We start from the raw sequence: 20,000 nt of genomic DNA on the forward strand, positions 1-20,000 counted from the left end.
TCTATCCTTTTTTCTTCCATTTTCCGTGGCAGATAGGAAACAGTTAAGAAACTGACAAGAAACAGGCACGGTTCTACTAAAGACTTTTTGGGCGGGAGCAGGTATACTGGTTTTAGAAACGGTAGATGGCCGCTGCGGCTTTGGAACATGGCCGGATGATATCAAGTGAAATGGAGAGGAAGAAGCAGAGGAAGAAGGAAATTCTGTTACAGACGGATAAATTGTGCAAGACATTTTCAACCGGAGGGCTTCAGCAGCATGTGTTGAAGAATCTGGATTTGACGATCTATAAGGGAGACTTTACGGTGATTATGGGGGCCTCCGGCTCCGGGAAATCGACGCTTTTGTATGTGCTCTCCGGCATGGACCAGCCGACGCTGGGGACGGTGAAATATGGGCAGATGGATATCACCGGGCTGGGAGTCAGCGAGATGGCGGTGTTTCGCAGGAAGAACTGCGGGTTTGTCTTCCAGCAGATTCATCTCCTTGACAACATGAGCGTGCTGGACAATGTGCTGGTCAGCGGTCTGCTCACCAGCAGGGACCGGAAGGCGGTTGCGGCTCGTGGGAAACAGCTGCTTTCGCAGGTGGGAATTCTGGAAGCGGACTGGGGGAAATTCCCGGCCCAGCTCTCCGGCGGTGAGGCCCAGCGGGTGGGCATTGTCCGGGCGCTGATGAATGAGCCGAATCTGGTCTTTGCCGACGAGCCCACTGGGGCCCTGAATTCCAATTTCAGCGAGCAGGTGCTGGATGCACTCACCGGCATCAATAAGGTGGGCCAGAGTCTGGTGGTGGTCACCCATGATATCAAGACGGCCCGCCGGGCCAACCGGGTCATTTACTTAAAGGATGGGATGATCTGCGGGGAATGTGAGCTGGGGACTTATGAGAAACATGACAGAAACCGCCATGAGAAGCTGAATGCATTCCTGGCGGAAATGGGGTGGTAAGATGGCAGTTTGGATGATATGCTGGGCGAATTTAAAGAAGAAAAAGAGCGTTGCCATCTCCATGTGTCTGTTGATTCTGCTGTCAACGGCGCTGTTTAATGTGGGACTGACATTTCTCACCGGCATCAACCGGTTTTATGACCAGGAAAATGACCGGCTGAACGGGCCCCATTACCAGGTGCGTTTTTATGGAAATGAGTATAAGGAAGAGTATCTGGAGTATTTTCAGAAGGACGACAGAGTGTCCCAGGCGGAGGCGGAGGATGCCATCATGATGGATATGTGTATGCTGCCCCAGGGCGGCACGCTGTCCATCACCTACCGCAATCTGGGAGCGGAACGGGAGATACGGGGGTATGAAATCCGGCATCTGGCGGATGTGCCGAAGGAGAAGGCAGTCTATATCCCGGTCTATATGAAGTCCATGGGGTACCAGCCTGGGAGCGAGCTGAAACTGGTGTTTAAAAAGCAGGAGTACACGTTCCAGGTGGCCGGCTATATGACCTCGACCTGGTTTGGCTCCTCCATCAGCAGTCTGGCGGATTTCTATATTCCACAGGAGGCTTATGAGGAGCTGTATGCCCAGGTGGGGTGCGGGAAACTGATGTCCGTGCGGGTGAAGGATACGTCCCAGCTGGCGGAGCTTCGAAAGGATTTTAAGCGGGACACCTCAGTAAAGATTGAGGCGGCGTCCCTGGATGCGGATGTGATTGAGACCCATCTGGATGAAATGCGGACGGCCTGTACCATGCTTGTGACGATTTTGTCGGTCATTCTGTTTGCATTTTCCTTTATCATCGTGTTTGTGGGGATGGTGGTGATGCGTTTTAGGATTGCCAGCCACATTGACGCGCAGATGAGAAATATCGGGGCCCTGGGGGCCATGGGATACACGGGAAAACAGATTACGTGGTCCATTGCGCTGGAGTTTTTGGTGATTGGGCTGGCGGGGACTCTTCTTGGGATTGCGGTTTCCTACGGGATGATTGGAATGCTTGGCAAGCTGATTGTGGAGTCGGCCGGAATTCCGTGGAGCGGCGGCGCCCAGGTGGGAAGCGCGCTGGTTAGCGTCATCATCATGATGGCGGTGATTCTGGTTACCAGCCAGACGGCGGCAGGGAAGGCGGCCCGCATCCGCCCGATTCAGGCTCTTCGCGGCGGTCTGGAATCCCATGATTTTTCGAAAAGCTATTTTCCGTTAGAGCGGACGCCGGGGAATCTGTCCCTGGTGCTGGGACTGAAAAATATGATGTTTCACAAGAAGACCTACGCTATGGTGGGGATGATTGTGGCGGGTGTTACCTTTGCCTGCGCGTTTGCGCTGGTGCTCTATCAGAATATGGGAATGGACGACAGGGTGCTGGTGGAAATGTCGGGATTTGAAATCAGTGAGCTGATGGTTTACAAGGCGCCTCACGCGGATATAAAAAAGCTGGAAGAGGAGCTGCTGGCGGTGGACGGGGTCCGCAAGACCAGCATGTATGAGATTTCCAGTGTGAGCATCGGGGAGGAAACCATTTCCGCCTATGTGTCGGACGATTTTGGAGAGCTGGAAATGATGAAGCCCTATGAGGGGGAATTTCCGGTGTACGACAATGAGATTGGGCTGACAGGTGTGCTGGCGAAGCGGCTTGGCAAGAAGATTGGAGACACGCTGAAGGTGGAATACCAGGGTGTGGAGGCGGAGTATGTCATCAGCGGCCTGGGGCAGACCATGAGCAATTTCGGGCGGCAGTGTTTTCTGAATACCGACGGGCTGAGACGGGTGAATCCGCCTTATGAGAGAAACAGTATTCTGGTGTATCTGGAGGATGGTTATGATACCACGGAGATGATTGATGTTCTGGAGAACCGGTTCGACGTGCTTTCGCCGTCGGGGAGCCGGGAAAAGGATGGGAAGGCGGACGCGAAGAGAAAGGCGGAGGAGAAGCTGGCCAATCTGATATCCATGTACGGCGTGGACAGTGTGCAGTTTGCGCTGATGCGGGATGGGGAGATTGTGCTGTCGGGTGACACGTCGTCTTACCAGATAGACAGGATTGAAAATACGGAGAAAATGTTTGTCAGCAATATCAACAGTGTGGCCGCCGCAGTGGGCATGGTGTCGGTGATTATCCTGCTTGGCACGATGCTGATTATCACGCTGGTGTTCTATATCGTGATTAAATCCATGATTATCAGACGGAAGCATGAGTTTGGGATTTTCAAGGCGGTTGGGTACACGGACAGACAGCTGATGCAGCAGGTGGCGGCCAGCTTCCTTCCGGTTTCCGTGATGGGAGCGGCGGCTGGATGCGTGGTGTCCACTATGGCCATCAATCCCATTGCCAGCCGGCTGTTTGAGCAGGTGGGGATATCCAGGATGGATTTTGTGATCAATCCGCTGGTGCTGATAGCGATGAGTGTGGCGCTGGTACTGTTTGCGTTCCTGATTTCCATGGGAGTTGCGGGGAAGATTAAGGGAATATCGGTTTACAGCCTGTTGACGGAGGATTAGGAGATGAAGGATGAGAATGTGGAGAATGGGAAGAAAGCTGGCGGGATGATGAGAAGAAAGGATAGGATTTTGGACGGAAATGGTGTTGGAAGATATGATGGAGACGGCGCCAGAATCTGTGCTAAAAATTGCGCCAGAATCGGCGCCGGGGTTTTGATGGCCGTGGCGATGATGGGGCAGATGGGGACGGCGGCGTGGGCCGGAACAGCCTCCAATGAGGCGGCGCAGGCACAGACGGTGATGTACGGCATCGGCTCCACCAGCAAGGTGGTGGTGACGGCGGCGGTGATGAAGCTGGTGGAAGACGGGCTGGTGGACCTGGATGCGCCGCTTACGGAGTATATTCCGGAGTTTGAGATGGCGGATGAGCGGTATGTGCGGATTACACCGAGAATGCTGCTGGACCACAGCTCGGGGATTCAGGGTTCCACGCTGGTGAACGCCATGCTGCTGGGGGATAACGATACGGATAACCATGACAATCTGCTGAGAAGGCTGCGCTTCCAGAGACTGAAGGCGGAGCCGGGAGCATTTTCCACATATTGCAATGACGGGTTTACGCTGGCGGAGATTCTGGTGGAGCGGGTGAGCAAAAAGACTTACACGGAGTTTCTGGAGGAGACGTTTGCGAAGCCTCTGGGACTTTCAAATATGAAAACGCCGCAGAACATCGGGGATATGGGGCGGCTGGCGCCTGTCTATGACGGGCAGACCGGCAAGGAACTGCCCGGAGAGATGGCAAATGTGATTGGGAGCGGCGGTGTGTACGCCACGGCGGAGGATTTGTGCCGGTTTTCCCAGGTGTTTATGGATGGGAGGAGCGGAGCGGGCGATATGCTGTCCGACGCGTCTTTGAGGGAGATGGAGACCAGCAAGTACGGAAAGCAGATGAACCCGGAGGGGCGGGATACCAACCTGATGTACGGGCTGGGCTGGGACAGTGTGGATACGTTTCCGTTCAGCCAGTATGGGGTGAAGACGCTGGTGAAGGGCGGGGATACCTCGTTTTACCACGCCAGTCTGACGGTGCTGCCGGAGGAAAATATCTCCTGCGCGGTGCTGTCCAGCGGCGGCGGAAGCGCCTACTGCCAGATGGCGGTGCAGGAGATACTATTGGAATATCTGGAGGAGATTGGGGAGATCGAGAGACATGATGAGAATCCGTTCCGGGAGACAGATGGTGCGGGCGCGGCCAGCCAGGTTCCGGCGGAACTTCTGGAGAAATCCGGGTGGTATGGCGGCTGGGATATGTTCCGGGCGGAGGTAGAGGCGGATGGCACGCTGACGCTTGGCAGTGTGGGCAGCAATGTGGGCAGTGTCCAGACTTACCGGTATGGGGACGACGGAAGGTTCTACGGGGAGTTTGGGGCGTACATCAATTCCTCCGGGGATATGAGCCGGGGAAGCAACGGCATTATCGGAAAGACGGCTCTGGAATTTAAGATAGGCGACCAGGGGCAGCAGTATCTGATGGCGGCCAGCTATGAGATCTATCCGGGGCTTGGAAGCACGGCCATGTATCTGCCGCTGGCGGAGAAGGTGGCGGAGCGGCCGGTGACGGAAAAGACGAAGGCGGCCTGGGACCAGGTGAGCGGCACGGAGTATTATCTGGTCAGCGACAAGTACACCTCCACCTCTTATATGACTAATTTCCTGGCGGTGCCGAAGGTACTGGACGGGCCGGAGGGCTATCTGGTCTTTGAGAAGTCGATGCTCACCATGGCGGCGCTGGAGGATGAACATGAAGCCAGATTCTTCCTTCAGGTGCCGGGGCAGGTAGGCCGTGATGTCAGCGACTACCGGATTTTCACAAGGGACGGAAAAGATTATCTGGAGACCAGCGGTTTCCTGCTGCTGTCAGAGAAGTCCATGGAGGCGCTTCCGGCTGGGAATGAAGTGATTACGATTGGAAATGACGGGGAAGCCCGGTGGTTTACCTCGGATAAAATCCAGGCCGCCCGGCCGGTATCCATCCGGACACCGGAGCACGGAGCATTTTTCATCTACGACCACAGTGGCAAGGAGATGACCTGTATTTCCAGCTCCTATGTGCTGGAGCCGGGACAGCAGATAACGCTTCCAAAGGAAGGCAGAGTGGTGTTTGTGGGAGAGGCGGGAAGTGAATTTCAGATAGACTATCATTGATAAAAACGGTCGCAGGTGTGATATAATGGAAGAAATATTGGTGGAAATGTGGTAGAATAAAGTATCATACTATTTTCGATGAAAAGGAGAACAGGGACATGATGCGTGATGCTGAAAAGACCATAGGGAATCTGATTGATAAGCAGGGGGTTTCCTTTACCGCTTCCATTTCTGAGGACGGCTTCCCCAATATGAAAGCGATGCTTCCGCCCCGCAAACGGGTTGGAATCCGGGAATTTTATTTTACCACCAACACTTCATCGATGCGGGTGGCACAGTATCGGAAGAATCCAAATGCCAGTATCTATTTTTGTGACAGACGGTTTTTCCGGGGAGTGATGCTGGTTGGACATATGGAGGTGCTGGAGGATGCTGCCAGCAAGGAGATGATTTGGCAGGAGGGGGACACCATGTATTATCCCGGCGGAGTCACTGACCCGGATTACTGCGTGCTGAAATTTACGGCCCAGAGCGGGCGGTATTATGCCAATTTCCACTCGGAATCGTTTCAGATAAAAGAAGATTAGACAGGTTAAGGACGGCAGATTCGCCGTCCTTTTTCTATGTCTTACTTACGTGGAAAACTAAGCCAGACGAATCAGAACTTCCACGCTGAAACCGTCGGGGCGGTTGTAGTACTGGATGTCGCCCTTCATCTCGTGCATCAGATGATGGGCGATATAAAGACCTAAGCCGGAGCCATTCTTGGAACCAGCCTGGCTGTTGCTGCCGCGGTAAAATTTTTGGAACAGCTTTGGAAGTTCTTCCTCCGGCACGCCGTCCCCATAATCCATGAATTCCAGGCGGAGAAACCCGTTTTGGATTTCCGAGCGGACAGTGATGGGAGTGTCGGCGTATTTGTAGGCGTTGTTGATAATGTTGTCGATGACCTGCTCAATTCGCAGGGTATCCATGAGCAGCAGGCAGCCGGGAATGGGCTCCATGGTGACGCGGCCGTAGAAGTCGGAGTGGCGGATCATGGGCTCCAGCAGGGCGCTGCTCTCCTCGGACAGGGTGACCCGCAGCTCCCCCAAATCCTCCAGGGTCGCCTGAAGCATATCGGTTATCAGGCGGTCAATCTGCTCGGACTTGTTGTAAATGGTCTGGATTTTGCCGCGGACTTTGGCGTCCTGCTCCGTGACCAGCATCAGCTCGCTGACCAGCTTGATGGAGGTGACCGGGGTCTTGATATCGTGGCTCAAGGATGCCACCAGTTCCTTCTTGCTCCGGTTGGCCTCCGCCTCCCGCTGTCTGGCTTCTGCCAGCTGCTCCCTCATAATGTCAAAGCTCTCGGTAAAGGCTCCGAAGGCGTGATGCTTGTCCATGGGCAGAGGGGCGTCCAAGTTCCCCATGGCGATGTGATGGGCAAAGTCCTTCAAGTGCTGGAATGGGGTGAAGACCATGCGGTTTAGATAAAAGGTGTAGCAAAGCGCCATCAACAACAGCAGGGCAAACATGAGAAGTACCAGTTTGGTGAGACGACGATGCTGAAGGGCGAGGAATGACTCGTAGTTTGTGGAAATCAGTACCTTTCCGTAGGGCTGGAGATTTTTGGCAGTGTCGGTGACATCCAAAACCGCGTCATGGGAGCGGACGGCCTCGCTGATGGTGTCTGGAGCCTGGGGGGATGTCTGAAAGAGGACATTTCCCGCTGTGTCCAGGACGGTGTAGTCGTAGGGAGCGTCCGGCATTTTGCTGAAATCCTGGTTTTCAAACTGTTCCAGGGTGTGGTTGACGATGCGGTTGACGGCCACCATGTCGATGGAAGGCGGGGTCTGTTTTAAAACGGAGGACGCCAGAATGCCGCCTGCCAGGCAGTAGAGGCACAGCAGGGCGGCAAGCCATTTTTTATGAATCATTTGTTTGCTCCAATTCTGATAGTTTCATTTTTATAGTTAAATTCTTATTATTCCATGCGGTATCCGGTTCCCCAGACGGTCAGAATCATTTCCGGATGATTGGGGTCCCGCTCCAGCTTTTCCCTCAAATGGCGGATGTGTACCGTCAGCGTGCCTTCTCCCACATAGGGGTCCGGCCATACATTTTGGAGAAGCTCCTCCTTGGTGATGACCCGGTTTCTGTTTTTGGCCAGATAGACCAGGAGCTTGAATTCCAGCTCCTTTAACTTGACAGGGACCTTGTCGGAGGTCACCTTGTGGGAGTTTAAATCGATTTCGATATGGTGCAGGGTGATGGTTTTCGGACTGTCCGTTGCCACGCAGCGTTTCAGAACCGCCTTCACCTTTGCCAGAAGAATGCTCAGGGTGTAGGGCTTCTTGATGTAATCGTCCCCACCGATATTTAAGGCGGTCAGGATATCGTCATCGCTGGTCCTGGCGCTGATGAACAGAATGGGCACATCGGTGGTCTCCCTCAATTTCTTGCAGAGCGTAAATCCCGACTGCTCCCCCAAATTGATATCCAGCAGAATCATGGACACCGTATTGTTTTCCAGAAATGCAAGGCACTCCTCATACCCGGTCACATAGGTGGAATTCACTTCAAACAGGTTAAAATATTCACTGGTAGACTCGGCAATCACTGCCTCGTCATCCACAATCAGACAATCATAATGCATAGACCAGGGGTTCTCCTTTTTCTCATTGGTAGGTCTATTATACATCAGACGGGATGGTGGAGACAAGTAAAACAGGGGGAGGGGGGATATTGGCTTATTTTTGCGGTACGGTTGTGTCGTTGTGGCGGAATTGTGCTTGACTTGTAAATATTACTGTTGTAAGATTTTATGTATAAGTCTTACGTATGTAAGAAATAGATAGAATATGAAAAGAAGAATCATGAAGTAGAAAAAATAGTAAGAAATAACAGGGGGAACGAACTTGAAGAAATATTCTGTGTTTTTGAGTCTGATAACATGTATGGTTGTTTTGACAGGATGTGTGGGGAGAAATGAGATAGTTGAGATGGATAAGGTAGATAAGATAGATAAGATAGATAAGATAGATATGACTCTGCATGATGGTTTCGAAACATCCAAGCCTGTGGAGTCTTATCAGGAAACGGATGAAATGGCCGGAATACTGGAAGAACTCTGCCGGGAGATTTATGAGAATGCGTTGGCGGACGGGACTGTTGGGGACCTGGAGTTTGTGAGGGCGATGGTGGCGCGGCTGGGGGAGAAGGGGTACACGGTGATTGACCAGGACAGCCAGATAAATATGGAGAATCCGCGGGAACTGGAAGCATTCTGCGAGAAGGTGGAGGAGGCGCATCCGGGAAATGTGATGTTTCTGATGGCGCTGAACAATGGAGGATTTGTCCGGTTTCAGATGGAGACGGAGGATGGCCGGGTGAACGTGGTGGCGGATAGTTTCTGGTGGAAAGAGCAGAACGGCAGATGGCAGCTGGTGAACATAGGCACGGACAGCTATGAAGCGCATGCCTGGGTCCGCTCGGAAAATGGCTATCTATTCTTTGAAAAGTATTATATGGCCGGTTTCTCCGGTCCATATGCGCACACGGCCGTCCGGATCGAACCTCTGGACGAGACCTGCCGGGAACTGAACCGGACCTATATCCGGCCCATCGGTTACGGCTCCACCAATCTGTTTATCACCGATTGGACGGAGAACGATTATGGAGACGTCAACTTCTATGATTTGTACGAGCTTCTCTACAAAATGGAATACTCCGCCAATGTCCCCTACTTCCAGGAATACGAAGGACAACAGTTCCGGATACCGGCAGAGGAATTTGAAAAGGTCATCCGGACCCGTTTCCACATCAGCAGTGAAACGCTCCATGAAAAAGCCATATACGACGCATCCAGCCAGACCTACCACTACACCCCACGCGGAATCTACAACATCGCCGGCGGCTCGGAGTTTCCTTACCCGGAAGTGATATCTTACCGGAACCTGGAAGATAACACCATAGAACTCACCGTAAATGCCGTCTGGCCGGAGCAGAACCTGGGCACCGCCTTTCTCCACAAAGTTGTCATCCGCCCTCTGCCGGACGGCAGCTTCCAATATGTCTCCAACCAGAGAATTCCATCCGGGTAAGCGCTCCTCTAACTCTGTCGGCCTCATGCGTATGGTTTTCCAGCGTTAGTATATAAAATAGCATAGAACTATTCCTGCTTGTATGGTATAATTTTTGTTAAATCGAAGCGAAAATCATACGTTTAGCACGAGACTATATAACCAATTGAGAGAGGTATCAATGGAAATTAGAGATTTTGAAAGACAACATATTGAAGAAGCAAAAGCAATTGCGCTTGCGTGTTATTGTGAAGAACAACACGCTGTAAAGGCATTGCCGACAGTAAGTGATATTCCTGATTTAAGCAATTTTGCAGAAAATGGATTAGGCATAGCGGCATTCGACGGCGGAGATATGGTAGGGTTCTTAACTTGTTGTTCCCCCTTTCACAATGCATTTGGCTCCACGGATGTGAAAGGAATCTTTTCTCCCATGGGCGCGCATGCGGCAGTACCTAAGAACCGTTCTAAAATTTATGCGGCCATGTATCAGGCCGCGGGTGCAAAGTGGGTGAGGGCCGGAGCAGTTTCTCACGCAATCTGCCTATATGCTCATGATGAAGAACTGCAACGGCAATTTTACCGCTATGGTTTCGGACTGCGCTGTATGGATGCCATTCGCCCAATGGAATTGATTGACTGCAAACCCTGTGCAGGTTATGACTTTTCCGAGTTATCAAAAGACGATTATCATTTGGTCCATCCGCTTGATATGGCATTAAACCGCCATCTTAGCCAAAGCCCATTCTTTGCGAACCGCAGGCCCGAAACACAGGAGGAGTTTATAAGCTCCTCTTTGAAAGAAGGCGCACGGTATTTTGTGGCGAAACAGAACAGCCAGCTTTGTGCATTTTTGAAAATTTCAGCTTCGGGTGAGACATTTGCCGCATCCGGAGATACCTATCGTCATATCAATGGCGCATATTGCCTGCCGGAACACAGAGGCAAAGGTGTATATCAAAACTTGTTAAACTTTACAATATCTACTCTGAAAAAAGAAGGCTATACGCAGCTTGGAGTGGACTTCGAAAGCATCAACCCTGCTGCATACGGATTTTGGCTCAAATATTTTACCGCCTACTCCCACGGTGTAGTGCGGAGAATTGACGAGCGGATTCTGCAGCTCGGATGATAAGCAAATAATTTTATAGAAAAAATCTTGCCAATTTCTGGATGATGTTTTATAATAAAAATACAGACACCCGTTCTTGGGTGTCTTAATCTGAAATCTATTTGAGTGTTTCAAACCGGCATAATTCTGCCATATTTCAGACAACAATTTATATGGCAGGAAGAGATGGATATGCCAGACTCCTGTCAGGAAAGAGAGGAGTTTACAGATGAAAAATCGCAAATGGACGTTACCGCTGACAGCCAGCTGGCCGCTTATGAAGAACGGAGAAAAAAGGTCCGGATGATTAACATGACCAACGATATCTTTTTCAGCAAGGTGCTGGAAGATAAGGCCGCCTGCCAGGAGGTAGTGGCTATTCTGCTGGACAATCCGGGCATCACGGTGAAAGAGGTGAAGGGGCAGTACTCCATCCGCAATATGGAGAATCATTCCGTGACATTGGATATTTTGGCGGAGGAGATGGGAGGCCGGTTGATTAACATTGAAATGCAGGTGCGGGATGATGTAGACCACCAGAAACGGGTTCGCTACTATCAGGCGAGCATCGATGTGAGTTACCTGGAAAAAGGGATTTCCTATGATGAGATATCGGATGTTTATCTGATTTACATTACGGAAAAGGATTTTCTGGGGCAGAAAAAAGGGATTTACTATGTGGAGCGTTCCGTCAGGAATACGAACCTGGTGCTGGAAAACGGGATTCACGAGGTGTATATGAATTTGACCTGCGAGAGTGGGAATGAGCGGATTGATGAATTATTCAGATATATGAGAAATACGGACAGTGCTTATGAGACGGACAGCTTCCCTAATTTGGTGAAGCGGGTGAAGTTTTTTAAAGAGAAGAAGGAGGGAAATAAGATTATGTTTGATGTGCTGGCGGAAGAGAGAGCGGAAGGAATAGCAGTTGGAAAATTGGAGGGCGAGCAGAGAGTCAGCCGGTTGTGCAAGAGACTGATTCAGGATGAGCGAATGGAGGATTTGAAGCGCTCTGTGGAGAATCCGGAATTTCAGAAGAAACTGTATGAGGAGTATGGATTGTAGGAAAGTGATAAACGTAATCTGAGAGATAGAAAAAGACAGCTATCAACCTGTTTGAGAGGAGATAGCTGTCTTTTTCTGTCAGTTCCAAAGCTGCAAATCAGCCAGGATGGAACATGCGATCTCGGCGGCGGCGCTTCCGCTGGATTCCTGCGCTGACGGGGGATTCTTTTGTACAAGATGGACAGCGAAATAATAATCTCCGTCATCCCGCTCCACGTAACCCACAAACCAGCCGCCCGCATTCTGCCCGTTCACCACTCCGGTGCCGGTTTTTCCGTACAGGGTGCCTTGGGTGGTGGTTTGGAGGCGGATGGCGTCTTTGACGGCCTGGATGTGTTCCGGGGCGGCGTTGAAGTTATTTTCGTTCAGTTTTCTCAGAAGTTCCACCTGCTCGACAGGAGATATTTTCAAATCGGGATTCAGCCAGAACGAGGGGGAGATCCCCGTGAGTTTCTGGTTTCCATAGCCGGCTGTTTTCACGAAATTGCTGACCGCATTGATTCCTGCCTTCTCGTCTAGTTTCTGAAAATACCAGTTGACCGAATTGCTCATGGCAGAGGTTAGCGTCTGGTCCCCATTCCAGGATTCAATGGGATAATGCTCCCCGTTCCAGTCTAAGGAGGAGTGGGAGGGCGATATAACACCCGACTCCAGCCCAATCAACGCGCTGTAAATCTTAAAGGTGGAATAAGGCTCGCTGCGCAGCAGGGCATCCTCTCGGTTGTAGACCGTCCACCCATTATCTGCCCCATCATAGAGAACAAAGCTGCCATCATAATCACCAAAATAAGCAGAAAAGTCATCCTGGGAAATGCTTCCGCCCGCCGCCGTCCATGAAGCATAAGCATTGCCTCCCCCATACACGGAAAGCGCCGGGGCAAAGCAGGAGAGAAGCAGCGCCGTGATTCCAAAAGCCGCCAGTCCCCGCCGTTTCCTGCTGGGAGAGGGCGTCCGATAGGATGCAATATTCAATATCCTCCGCTTCATCTGCTTCATGCTCCCGCCAATCCCCGCCGTGTAAGGAAATGGTGTCAGCGAGACTTTCTCGGCAAACTGAATCAGGGTATTCCCATACTCGAAAAATTCTTTTCTCTCCAATTGTTCCAGCACCGAAGCGTCACAGGCCACCTCCCTGTCATGCCTCATTTCCAGCAGGCCATACCAGACAAATGGATGAAACCAGTACAGAATTCCGGCCAGATTCATCAGCCATCCAACCCAAGCATCCCCGTGCCGGTAATGCTCCAGCTCGTGAAGGAGCATATAGCGCATCTTCGCGGCGTCATAGTCCGATATCAGATGGATGGGAAGATAAATGCCAGGCCGCAGACACCCGGCCATCACCGGGGAAGTCAAAAATGCGGTGCTGTAAATGGGGATTTCCCGCTTGATATTCCGCTCCTTTAGACACCGGCGGTACAACTGCCTCACTTCCCGGTTCTGCACTGGAAGAGCAGACTGTTTCAGCCTGTAAAACCGGATTCCGGAGCGCACCGTCAAGAGGACCATCACCAGAGCGCCAGCCGCCCAGACGCCAACAAGGAGATACTCAATAGCAGCAGGTATCGTCTGCCCGGCCAAAGAGACTACGTCATTCATCCATTCCCCGGCGGTGAAATACCCAGTGTCAGTGATAGCCTGCCGGGGCCCAACTGCATTTCCAAAGGGGGAAAAATGCAGCTGCCCCATCCAGGAAAACAGCCCCAGGATTCCCATGGGACGGGAGCGGAGTGGCAGAAAGGGAACGGCCAGAAGCGCCAGCATAAGGAACCACAAGTGGTAGCGTATACGGCTGGTCAGTACCTTCCCAAGCAGCTGTCTGACCGCTGAAAGAATCACGATCATGACAGCGATTAGAACATTGCTGACAAGAAAACGGAGACAAAGGGACATATCATCAGCCCCCTTCCCCGGCGCCCTGTGAGAGAAGGGAGCGGAGTGCGGCGATGTCGTCCTCGGAAAGCGTATCATGTTCCAGAAAGGAGGATACCATGGCCGTCAGATTCCCATCGTAATACCGTTTCAGAAACGAATGGCTCTCCTGGTTTAAATACTCATCCTCCTTCACCAGCGGTGTATACACAAACACGCGGCCCTGCTTTTCATAGGTGAGAGCCCCCTTGTTCACCAGCCGTTTGATAAGCGTCTGGACAGTCTTCGCCCCCCAGGATGTGGTTTTAGTCAAGCGCTCCGTTATCTCATTGGTATTGATGGGAGCATACTTCCAGACAAGTTTCATAACTTCAAATTCTGCTTCCGAAATCTGTGGCAGTGCCGGCATGATAGATTTCCTCCTCACTATAACTATTACAAATGTAATAATATTATAGTATGGTTCCCTGCGGCTGTCAAACATAGAAATGGAGAAATGAAGAAACGAGGGAACGAAGATACTAAGAAACGAAACTGCAGGCGGAATTGAGAAGCGCCGCCGGTTATGCTATAATAGAAACATTCGGCGTGTTGAAACGCAGCTGAATTGGAAGAGATGCACCAACAGCATCAACAGTATCAACAAAACAACCAGAAGCAGGAGGACAACTTACATGATTATCAGTGCAAGCAGAAGAACAGACATTCCCAGTTTCTACTCCGAATGGTTCTTTCAACGCATAAAAGCCGGCTTCGTGGATGTGAGAAATCCTATGAATGCCCACCAGATAAGCCGCATTGACTTGTCGCCTGACGTGGTGGACGCGATCGTATTCTGGACGAAGAATCCGGCGCCCATGATAGACCGGCTGGGGGAGCTGTCCGGCTATCCATTCTATTTCCAGTTCACACTGACCGGCTACGGCCGTGATGTGGAGGCGAATCTGCCGGACAAGCGGGAGCAGCTGATACCGGCATTTCAAAACCTGTCCCGCAGGATTGGAAAAGAGCGGGTCATCTGGCGGTACGACCCGATTCTTCTGAGCAGCCGTTACACAGTGGCTTATCACGAGAAAGCCTTCCGGGAAATTGCGGGATGCCTTCGGGGATACACGGAGAAGGTGGTCATCAGCTTTCTGGATTTCTATGACAAGACAGAGCGGAATTTATCCGGTCTCCATGTGACAACCATATCCGATGAGCAGATGTACCGTCTGGCGGCGTCAATCGCCGCCACGGCCGCGGAAAACGGCATGATAGTGGAAACCTGTGCGGAGTCCGTGGACTTAGAACCGCTTGGAATCCGTCACGGATGCTGCATTGACCGGCGGCTGATAGAGCGGATTACCGGCAGCATTATCAAAGGGGAAAAGGATAAAAACCAGCGCAAAGAGTGCGGCTGTCTGGAAAGTGTGGACATTGGATGTTATAATACCTGTATGAACGGCTGTAAATACTGCTACGCCAATTTCAGTCAGGAAAAAGTCCTGACACACAGAGCCGGGTACCGGCCGGAGTCCACGATGCTGTGCGGGGAGATGGGGCCCGGCGACAGAGTGACACACCGTGCTGTGACATCCCTGAAAGACTATCAATTGCGCTTACCACTGGATACAGACCGATAACAAAGGAGAGAGGAACCATGCCACCAATTCATTTACTGATTAAGCCGTCATCCGGCAACTGCAATATGAGATGTGATTACTGTTTCTATTATGATATTACCGAGCACCGGGAGCAGGCCTCCTACGGGTTTATGAGCGAGGAAACCCTGGAGCAGGTGATAAAGAAGGCGCTGGAATGCGCGGAGGGAGAGTGCAGCTTTTCCTACCAGGGCGGAGAACCGACCCTTCACGGTCTGGCCTTTTTCGAGAAATCCCTGGAATTTGAGAGAAAACACAACATCCACGGCGTGAAAATCAACCATGCCCTTCAGACCAACGGCTACTGTCTGAATGAGGACTGGGCCAAATTCCTGGCGGACAACCATTTTCTGGTGGGCGTGTCCCTGGACGGAAGCAAGGATACCCACAACGCCTACCGAAGGAGTGTGAAGGGGGAGGAGACCTTCTTTGACATCATGAAGACCATCGATATCCTGAATGAGTATCAGGTGGAATTCAATATTCTGACGGTGGTCAACCGGCGGACGGCCGGGAAGGTGCGCAAAATTTACCAGTTCTACAAGAAGAATCATTTAAACTACTTGCAGTTCATCCCCTGCCTGGACCCGCTGGGAGAGCAGCAGGGAAGCCGGGAGTACTCGCTGACGGCGGAGCTTTACGGCGAGTTTTTGAAAGATTTGTTTGATTTGTGGTACGACGATTTGCTGAAAGGTGAGCAGCCCTACATCCGCCAGTTTGAGAATTATATCGCCATCCTCATGGGGCATCACCCGGAGGCCTGCGACCAGAGCGGGGTGTGCAATTACCAGTATGTGGTGGAGGCGGACGGGGAGGTGTACCCCTGCGATTTCTATGTGCTGGACGAATATAAGCTGGGCAATTTAAATGACTGCTCCATCGAGGACATTGACAAAAAACGCCACGAGATAGGCTTTATGGAATATTCCCTGACGGACCACGAGGCATGTAGAAAGTGCCGCCATTTTCTGGTCTGCCGAGGCGGCTGCCGCCGCCACCGTCTGCTGGAGGAGGCGGATGGCAATCACAGGAACGTGTTCTGCGATTCCTACCTGGCCTTCTTTGACCACGCGATGCCCAGAATGGCCGATATCGCCAGACGTTTGAGCCGGTAGTCTGAGTCGGCAGTCTGGGCTGGCAGTCTGGGCTGGCAGTTTGGGCCAACAGGCGGGACGGGTGACAAAAGCATCGGCTAAAACAGCTCTGCCTGCATAGGGCAAACGTTTGACGAAATTGTGTTAAATAATTACGGAAATTCATGCAAAATTATGTTATAGTAGAAGCAAGTATAGAACAAAAGAAATGGGGAACAGGACGTGAGTTTATATTTATATGTGATATTTGCAGTAGTGAGTTTCAGCGCCTCTGTGGTTGGCGCGATCTGTGGAATAGGTGGGGGAGTGCTGATTAAGCCGATGCTGGATGCCTTCGGCGTGCTGAGCGTGGCCTCCATCAGCTTCCTTTCCGGCTGTACGGTTTTATCCATGAGCTGTTATTCCGTGGGCAAGGCCAAACTCTCCGGGGAATCCCTGGTTGATTTAAAGACCGGGACACCGTTAGCCATCGGCGCCGCCATCGGGGGAGTGGCCGGCAAGATGATGTTTCAGGTTTTATCAAACATGTCACCGGACAAAGATAAGGTGGGAGCTATCCAGGCGGTCTGCCTGCTTCTCATCACCTTCGGCACCATGCTCTACACATTGAAAAAAGACAAAATACATACCCACCATATGACCAACCCGCTGGCCTGCATTCTCATCGGCCTGGTGCTGGGCATCTGCTCGTCTTTCCTGGGAATCGGCGGAGGGCCTATCAACCTGGTGGTGCTGTTCTTTTTCTTTTCCATGGACACCAAGACGGCGGCGCAGAATTCGCTCTACATCATTCTGTTCTCCCAGATTACCAGCCTTATCAATACCCTGGTGACGGGCACCGTTCCGCAGTTCAGCTTTATCCTGCTGGTTCTCATGGTGGCCTGCGGCATCTTAGGCGGCGTAGCCGGCCGAATCGTGAACAAGAAAATCGACGCCGAGACAGTCAACAAGCTGTTTATCGGACTGATGGTGATTATCATGCTGATTTGTGTCTACAACATTTATCAGTTTATGTAAAAAAATGCAAGGAGGAGAAGGGAAATGAAGACGTTACTAAAAAACGGAATGGTTTACCGGAATCATGAATTTGCAAAAACGGACGTGCTGTTAGACGGCCGGACAATCTGCGCCGTGGGGGATGATTTACAGGCGGACGGCGCCAAGGTGGTAGATGTGGCCGGAGCGTATGTTGTGCCCGGTTTTATCGACGTGCACACCCACGGAGCGGTCGGTGTCGATGTCAACGGCGCCAGCGCGGAGGATTTTGAGAAAATCTGCCGTTTCCAGGCCACCCAGGGGACGACCAGCTGGCAGGGCTCCATCCTGACAGACACCAGGGAGCAGACCCTGGCCTGTATCGGAGAATATAATACATGGAAAGCCATGGAGCATGAGGGGGCGGACCTGATGGGAATTCATCTGGAAGGGCCGTTTCTGTGTGCTGACTATAAGGGGGCTATGCCGGAGCATCTGCTCCAGAAGCCCAATATGGAGTTGTTAAAAGAGTATCAGGATGCGGCCCACGGCGACATCCGCTATATCACCGTTTCCCCGGAGGTGGAGGGAATCCCGGAATTTATCCCGGAGATGAAAAAGCTGGGGATGGTGGTTGCCATCGGCCACTCGGGGGCGGACTATGATACGGCAAGGAAAGCCATCGCCAATGGAGCCATGGCATCCACCCATACGGGCAACGCCATGAAGCTGCTGCACCAGCATTTCCCGGCAATCTGGGGAGCGGTGCTGGAGGATGACAATCTGTACTGTGAGATTATCTGTGACGGACGCCACCTGCATCCGGGAACCGTACGCCTCATCATCAAGACCAAGGGCCTTGACCGGGTTGTGGCCATCACCGATTCCATCATGGCGGCGGGACTGCCGGACGGCGATTACAAGCTGGGAGTCAACGACGTGGTGGTTGTGGACGGCGACGCCAAATTAAAATCCGACGGCACGAGAGCCGGCAGCACTCTGACCACCGGAAAAGCCCTGTTAAACCTGCTGGAATTCACCGGAAAGCCATTGGAGCAGATTCTCCCCCTGCTGACCGAAAACCCGGCGAAGCTCATCGGAGTCTACGACAGAATCGGCTCCATTGAGGAGGGGAAAGAGGCGGATGTTGTAGTTCTTGATAAGGACTGCCAGGTGATCCGCACTTACTCAAAGGGGAAAGAAGTTTACCGAAAATAATACCACATAAGTCAGGATACAACATGAGAAAACCGGAAGAGAAAGACCGAAAAAGAGACAGAGAGAAACGCATGGACATACGGCTGGACGCTGAGTACGAGGTCGTAGTCCGGGAAATAGACATTGCCCTGGTGGACAATCCGGGGCGTCAGATTGTCATCGCCATTGACGGGCGGTGCGGCAGTGGAAAGACCACGCTGGGTTTATTGTTACAGGAGATATATGGCTGCAATCTGTTTCACATGGATGACTTTTTCCTGCGGCCGGAACAGAGAACCGAGGAGCGGCTGCAGGAGATTGGTGGAAACGTGGACTATGAGCGATTCCAGTCCGATGTCCTTGCTCACTTAGGCGACATGGAGGGTCTGGAATACCAGCGGTACGACTGTGGCCGCCAGCGCCTGGCTGAGACCATAAGCGTGCCTCACGCCAGATTAAACATCGTGGAGGGGGCGTACAGCCAGCACCCGCACTTCGGTGACATCTATGACAGACGATTCTTCCTGGATATCGGGGAAGAAGAGCAGATTTCCAGAATCCTCCGCCGAAACGGCGAGTTCATGCTGAACCGCTTTCAAAACGAGTGGATTCCCATGGAAAACCGATATTTTGACAAGTACCGGATAAAAGAACAGAGCATCTGCATCAATGCGCCCCTGTAACACGGGGGCGCATGTTTTATACCATGGAAAAATTTGCCTGAGCGTCCTCCTCTCACACAAGAACCCCATCCTGCACAGTGATTATCCGGCCGCTGCTTTTCGCGGCCTCCGGGGAATGGGTCACCATGATAATCGTCTGCCCGATACTTTGATTGATCTCCCGCAGCAGATTCATGATTCCGGCCCCCGTCCGGCTGTCCAGATTCCCCGTAGGTTCATCCGCAAAGAGGATGGCTGGTTCCCCAATCAGCGCGCGGGCGATGGCCACCCGCTGCTGCTGGCCGCCGGACAATTCACGGGGCGTATGCTTTCGGTGCTCCGTAAGGCCGACAACCTCCAGAATCCTCTCCAGTCTCTCTTGGCACTGCTCCATCTTTTTTCCGTCCAACAGGAGAGGAAGCAGGATATTCTCCTCCACATTCAAATTAGGAATGAGATTATAAAACTGAAAGACAAAGCCAATGTTTTGCCGCCGGATGCGGCTCATCTTCTCATCCCCAAACCGCGAGATATCGGTGCCATCTAATAAAACCTGGCCTCCGGTCGGCGCATCCAGCCCTCCCAAAATATAGAGCAGCGTACTTTTCCCGGAGCCGGACGGCCCCATCACCGACACAAATTCCCCCTGCATAACCTGCAACGAGATATCTTTAAGCACCCTGGTCGTAGTATCGCCAAGGCGAAAATCCTTCACAATATGTTTTCCCTCAACGGCAATTCTGCCCGCTGTCTGTTTCATCTGAACATTCTCCCATCCGATT

General features: G+C 52.0%; 17 protein-coding genes. 12 read left to right on the forward strand and 5 right to left on the reverse strand.

Annotated elements, in window-relative coordinates; genetic code table 11:
• The first annotated feature begins 155 nt into the window (after positions 1 to 155).
• The 4 genes from HMPREF9473_RS17615 (at position 156) to HMPREF9473_RS17630 (ending at position 6,119) form a co-directional block, all read left to right on the forward strand.
• The gene (locus HMPREF9473_RS17615; RefSeq protein ID WP_006781545.1) at positions 156 to 950 is read left to right on the forward strand and encodes an ABC transporter ATP-binding protein; all 795 of its coding nucleotides are present in this window, start codon (positions 156 to 158) and stop codon (positions 948 to 950) included.
• Position 951: 1 nt separating this feature from the next.
• Positions 952 to 3,447 carry an ABC transporter permease gene (locus tag HMPREF9473_RS17620; RefSeq protein WP_006781546.1) on the forward strand — a complete coding sequence of 832 codons (2,496 nt, stop codon included), beginning with the start codon at positions 952 to 954 and terminating at the stop codon, positions 3,445 to 3,447.
• Positions 3,448 to 3,450: 3 nt separating this feature from the next.
• A complete protein-coding gene (locus tag HMPREF9473_RS17625) occupies positions 3,451 to 5,592 on the forward strand; it encodes a serine hydrolase domain-containing protein (RefSeq protein WP_006781547.1) in 2,142 nt (713 codons plus the stop codon).
• Positions 5,593 to 5,693: 101 nt separating this feature from the next.
• A complete protein-coding gene (locus HMPREF9473_RS17630; RefSeq protein ID WP_198138534.1) occupies positions 5,694 to 6,119 on the forward strand; it encodes a pyridoxamine 5'-phosphate oxidase family protein in 426 nt (141 codons plus the stop codon).
• A gap of 57 nt (positions 6,120 to 6,176) precedes the next feature.
• Here HMPREF9473_RS17630 and HMPREF9473_RS17635 read toward each other — a convergent pair whose 3' ends face one another.
• Both HMPREF9473_RS17635 and HMPREF9473_RS17640 read right to left on the reverse strand, forming a co-directional pair.
• Positions 6,177 to 7,451, reverse strand: coding sequence for a HAMP domain-containing sensor histidine kinase (locus HMPREF9473_RS17635; protein WP_006781549.1), 1,275 nt, complete (start codon positions 7,449 to 7,451; stop codon positions 6,177 to 6,179).
• Positions 7,452 to 7,498: 47 nt separating this feature from the next.
• The gene (locus HMPREF9473_RS17640; RefSeq protein ID WP_006781550.1) at positions 7,499 to 8,170 is read right to left on the reverse strand and encodes a response regulator transcription factor; all 672 of its coding nucleotides are present in this window, start codon (positions 8,168 to 8,170) and stop codon (positions 7,499 to 7,501) included.
• Positions 8,171 to 8,432: 262 nt separating this feature from the next.
• Here HMPREF9473_RS17640 and HMPREF9473_RS17645 point away from each other — a divergent pair, with 262 nt between their 5' ends.
• The 3 genes from HMPREF9473_RS17645 (at position 8,433) to HMPREF9473_RS17655 (ending at position 11,775) form a co-directional block, all read left to right on the forward strand.
• Positions 8,433 to 9,617: a DUF6070 family protein gene (locus HMPREF9473_RS17645; protein WP_006781551.1), complete on the forward strand. Its 1,185-nt coding sequence runs from the start codon at positions 8,433 to 8,435 to the stop codon at positions 9,615 to 9,617.
• A gap of 160 nt (positions 9,618 to 9,777) precedes the next feature.
• Positions 9,778 to 10,728 carry a GNAT family N-acetyltransferase gene (locus tag HMPREF9473_RS17650; RefSeq protein ID WP_006781552.1) on the forward strand — a complete coding sequence of 317 codons (951 nt, stop codon included), beginning with the start codon at positions 9,778 to 9,780 and terminating at the stop codon, positions 10,726 to 10,728.
• 222 nt (positions 10,729 to 10,950) lie between these two features.
• Entirely contained in the window at positions 10,951 to 11,775 is an 825-nt protein-coding gene (locus tag HMPREF9473_RS17655) for an Rpn family recombination-promoting nuclease/putative transposase (RefSeq protein ID WP_138669528.1), read from the forward strand.
• A gap of 78 nt (positions 11,776 to 11,853) precedes the next feature.
• Here the strand turns inward: HMPREF9473_RS17655 and HMPREF9473_RS17660 are convergent, their stop codons facing one another.
• Both HMPREF9473_RS17660 and HMPREF9473_RS17665 read right to left on the reverse strand, forming a co-directional pair.
• Positions 11,854 to 13,668, reverse strand: coding sequence for a BlaR1 family beta-lactam sensor/signal transducer (locus HMPREF9473_RS17660; RefSeq protein WP_006781554.1), 1,815 nt, complete (start codon positions 13,666 to 13,668; stop codon positions 11,854 to 11,856).
• Positions 13,669 to 13,672: 4 nt separating this feature from the next.
• Complete coding sequence (locus HMPREF9473_RS17665; protein WP_006781555.1) at positions 13,673 to 14,056, reverse strand: BlaI/MecI/CopY family transcriptional regulator; 384 nt, start codon at positions 14,054 to 14,056, stop codon at positions 13,673 to 13,675.
• A gap of 265 nt (positions 14,057 to 14,321) precedes the next feature.
• Here HMPREF9473_RS17665 and HMPREF9473_RS17670 point away from each other — a divergent pair, with 265 nt between their 5' ends.
• The 5 genes from HMPREF9473_RS17670 (at position 14,322) to HMPREF9473_RS17690 (ending at position 19,239) form a co-directional block, all read left to right on the forward strand.
• Complete coding sequence (locus HMPREF9473_RS17670) at positions 14,322 to 15,272, forward strand: DUF1848 domain-containing protein (protein ID WP_006781556.1); 951 nt, start codon at positions 14,322 to 14,324, stop codon at positions 15,270 to 15,272.
• Between the two features lie 17 nt (positions 15,273 to 15,289).
• The gene (locus tag HMPREF9473_RS17675; RefSeq protein ID WP_006781557.1) at positions 15,290 to 16,405 is read left to right on the forward strand and encodes an anaerobic sulfatase maturase; all 1,116 of its coding nucleotides are present in this window, start codon (positions 15,290 to 15,292) and stop codon (positions 16,403 to 16,405) included.
• Between the two features lie 201 nt (positions 16,406 to 16,606).
• Entirely contained in the window at positions 16,607 to 17,401 is a 795-nt protein-coding gene (locus tag HMPREF9473_RS17680) for a sulfite exporter TauE/SafE family protein (RefSeq protein WP_006781558.1), read from the forward strand.
• A 24-nt stretch (positions 17,402 to 17,425) separates the two neighbouring features.
• A complete protein-coding gene (nagA, locus tag HMPREF9473_RS17685; RefSeq protein ID WP_006781559.1) occupies positions 17,426 to 18,577 on the forward strand; it encodes an N-acetylglucosamine-6-phosphate deacetylase in 1,152 nt (383 codons plus the stop codon).
• A gap of 23 nt (positions 18,578 to 18,600) precedes the next feature.
• Complete coding sequence (locus HMPREF9473_RS17690) at positions 18,601 to 19,239, forward strand: uridine kinase family protein (protein WP_006781560.1); 639 nt, start codon at positions 18,601 to 18,603, stop codon at positions 19,237 to 19,239.
• Positions 19,240 to 19,291: 52 nt separating this feature from the next.
• Here HMPREF9473_RS17690 and HMPREF9473_RS17695 read toward each other — a convergent pair whose 3' ends face one another.
• Positions 19,292 to 19,978 (reverse strand): ABC transporter ATP-binding protein, encoded by a 687-nt coding sequence (locus tag HMPREF9473_RS17695; RefSeq protein WP_006781561.1) that lies wholly within the window; start codon positions 19,976 to 19,978, stop codon positions 19,292 to 19,294.
• Positions 19,979 to 20,000: the final 22 nt, after the last annotated feature.

This window comes from Hungatella hathewayi WAL-18680 (assembly GCF_000235505.1).
Taxonomy (GTDB): domain Bacteria; phylum Bacillota; class Clostridia; order Lachnospirales; family Lachnospiraceae; genus Hungatella_A; species Hungatella_A hathewayi_A.

Coding starts and splice junctions, on each gene's coding strand:
- HMPREF9473_RS17615 (WP_006781545.1), top strand. CDS start 156: ATGATATCAAGTGAAATGGAGAGGAAGAAGCAGAGGAAGAAGGAAATT.
- HMPREF9473_RS17620 (WP_006781546.1), top strand. CDS start 952: ATGGCAGTTTGGATGATATGCTGGGCGAATTTAAAGAAGAAAAAGAGC.
- HMPREF9473_RS17625 (WP_006781547.1), top strand. CDS start 3,451: ATGAAGGATGAGAATGTGGAGAATGGGAAGAAAGCTGGCGGGATGATG.
- HMPREF9473_RS17630 (WP_198138534.1), top strand. CDS start 5,694: ATGCGTGATGCTGAAAAGACCATAGGGAATCTGATTGATAAGCAGGGG.
- HMPREF9473_RS17635 (WP_006781549.1), bottom strand. CDS start 7,451: ATGATTCATAAAAAATGGCTTGCCGCCCTGCTGTGCCTCTACTGCCTG.
- HMPREF9473_RS17640 (WP_006781550.1), bottom strand. CDS start 8,170: ATGCATTATGATTGTCTGATTGTGGATGACGAGGCAGTGATTGCCGAG.
- HMPREF9473_RS17650 (WP_006781552.1), top strand. CDS start 9,778: ATGGAAATTAGAGATTTTGAAAGACAACATATTGAAGAAGCAAAAGCA.
- HMPREF9473_RS17655 (WP_138669528.1), top strand. CDS start 10,951: ATGGACGTTACCGCTGACAGCCAGCTGGCCGCTTATGAAGAACGGAGA.
- HMPREF9473_RS17660 (WP_006781554.1), bottom strand. CDS start 13,668: ATGTCCCTTTGTCTCCGTTTTCTTGTCAGCAATGTTCTAATCGCTGTC.
- HMPREF9473_RS17665 (WP_006781555.1), bottom strand. CDS start 14,056: ATGCCGGCACTGCCACAGATTTCGGAAGCAGAATTTGAAGTTATGAAA.
- HMPREF9473_RS17670 (WP_006781556.1), top strand. CDS start 14,322: ATGATTATCAGTGCAAGCAGAAGAACAGACATTCCCAGTTTCTACTCC.
- HMPREF9473_RS17675 (WP_006781557.1), top strand. CDS start 15,290: ATGCCACCAATTCATTTACTGATTAAGCCGTCATCCGGCAACTGCAAT.
- nagA (WP_006781559.1), top strand. CDS start 17,426: ATGAAGACGTTACTAAAAAACGGAATGGTTTACCGGAATCATGAATTT.
- HMPREF9473_RS17690 (WP_006781560.1), top strand. CDS start 18,601: ATGAGAAAACCGGAAGAGAAAGACCGAAAAAGAGACAGAGAGAAACGC.
- HMPREF9473_RS17695 (WP_006781561.1), bottom strand. CDS start 19,978: ATGAAACAGACAGCGGGCAGAATTGCCGTTGAGGGAAAACATATTGTG.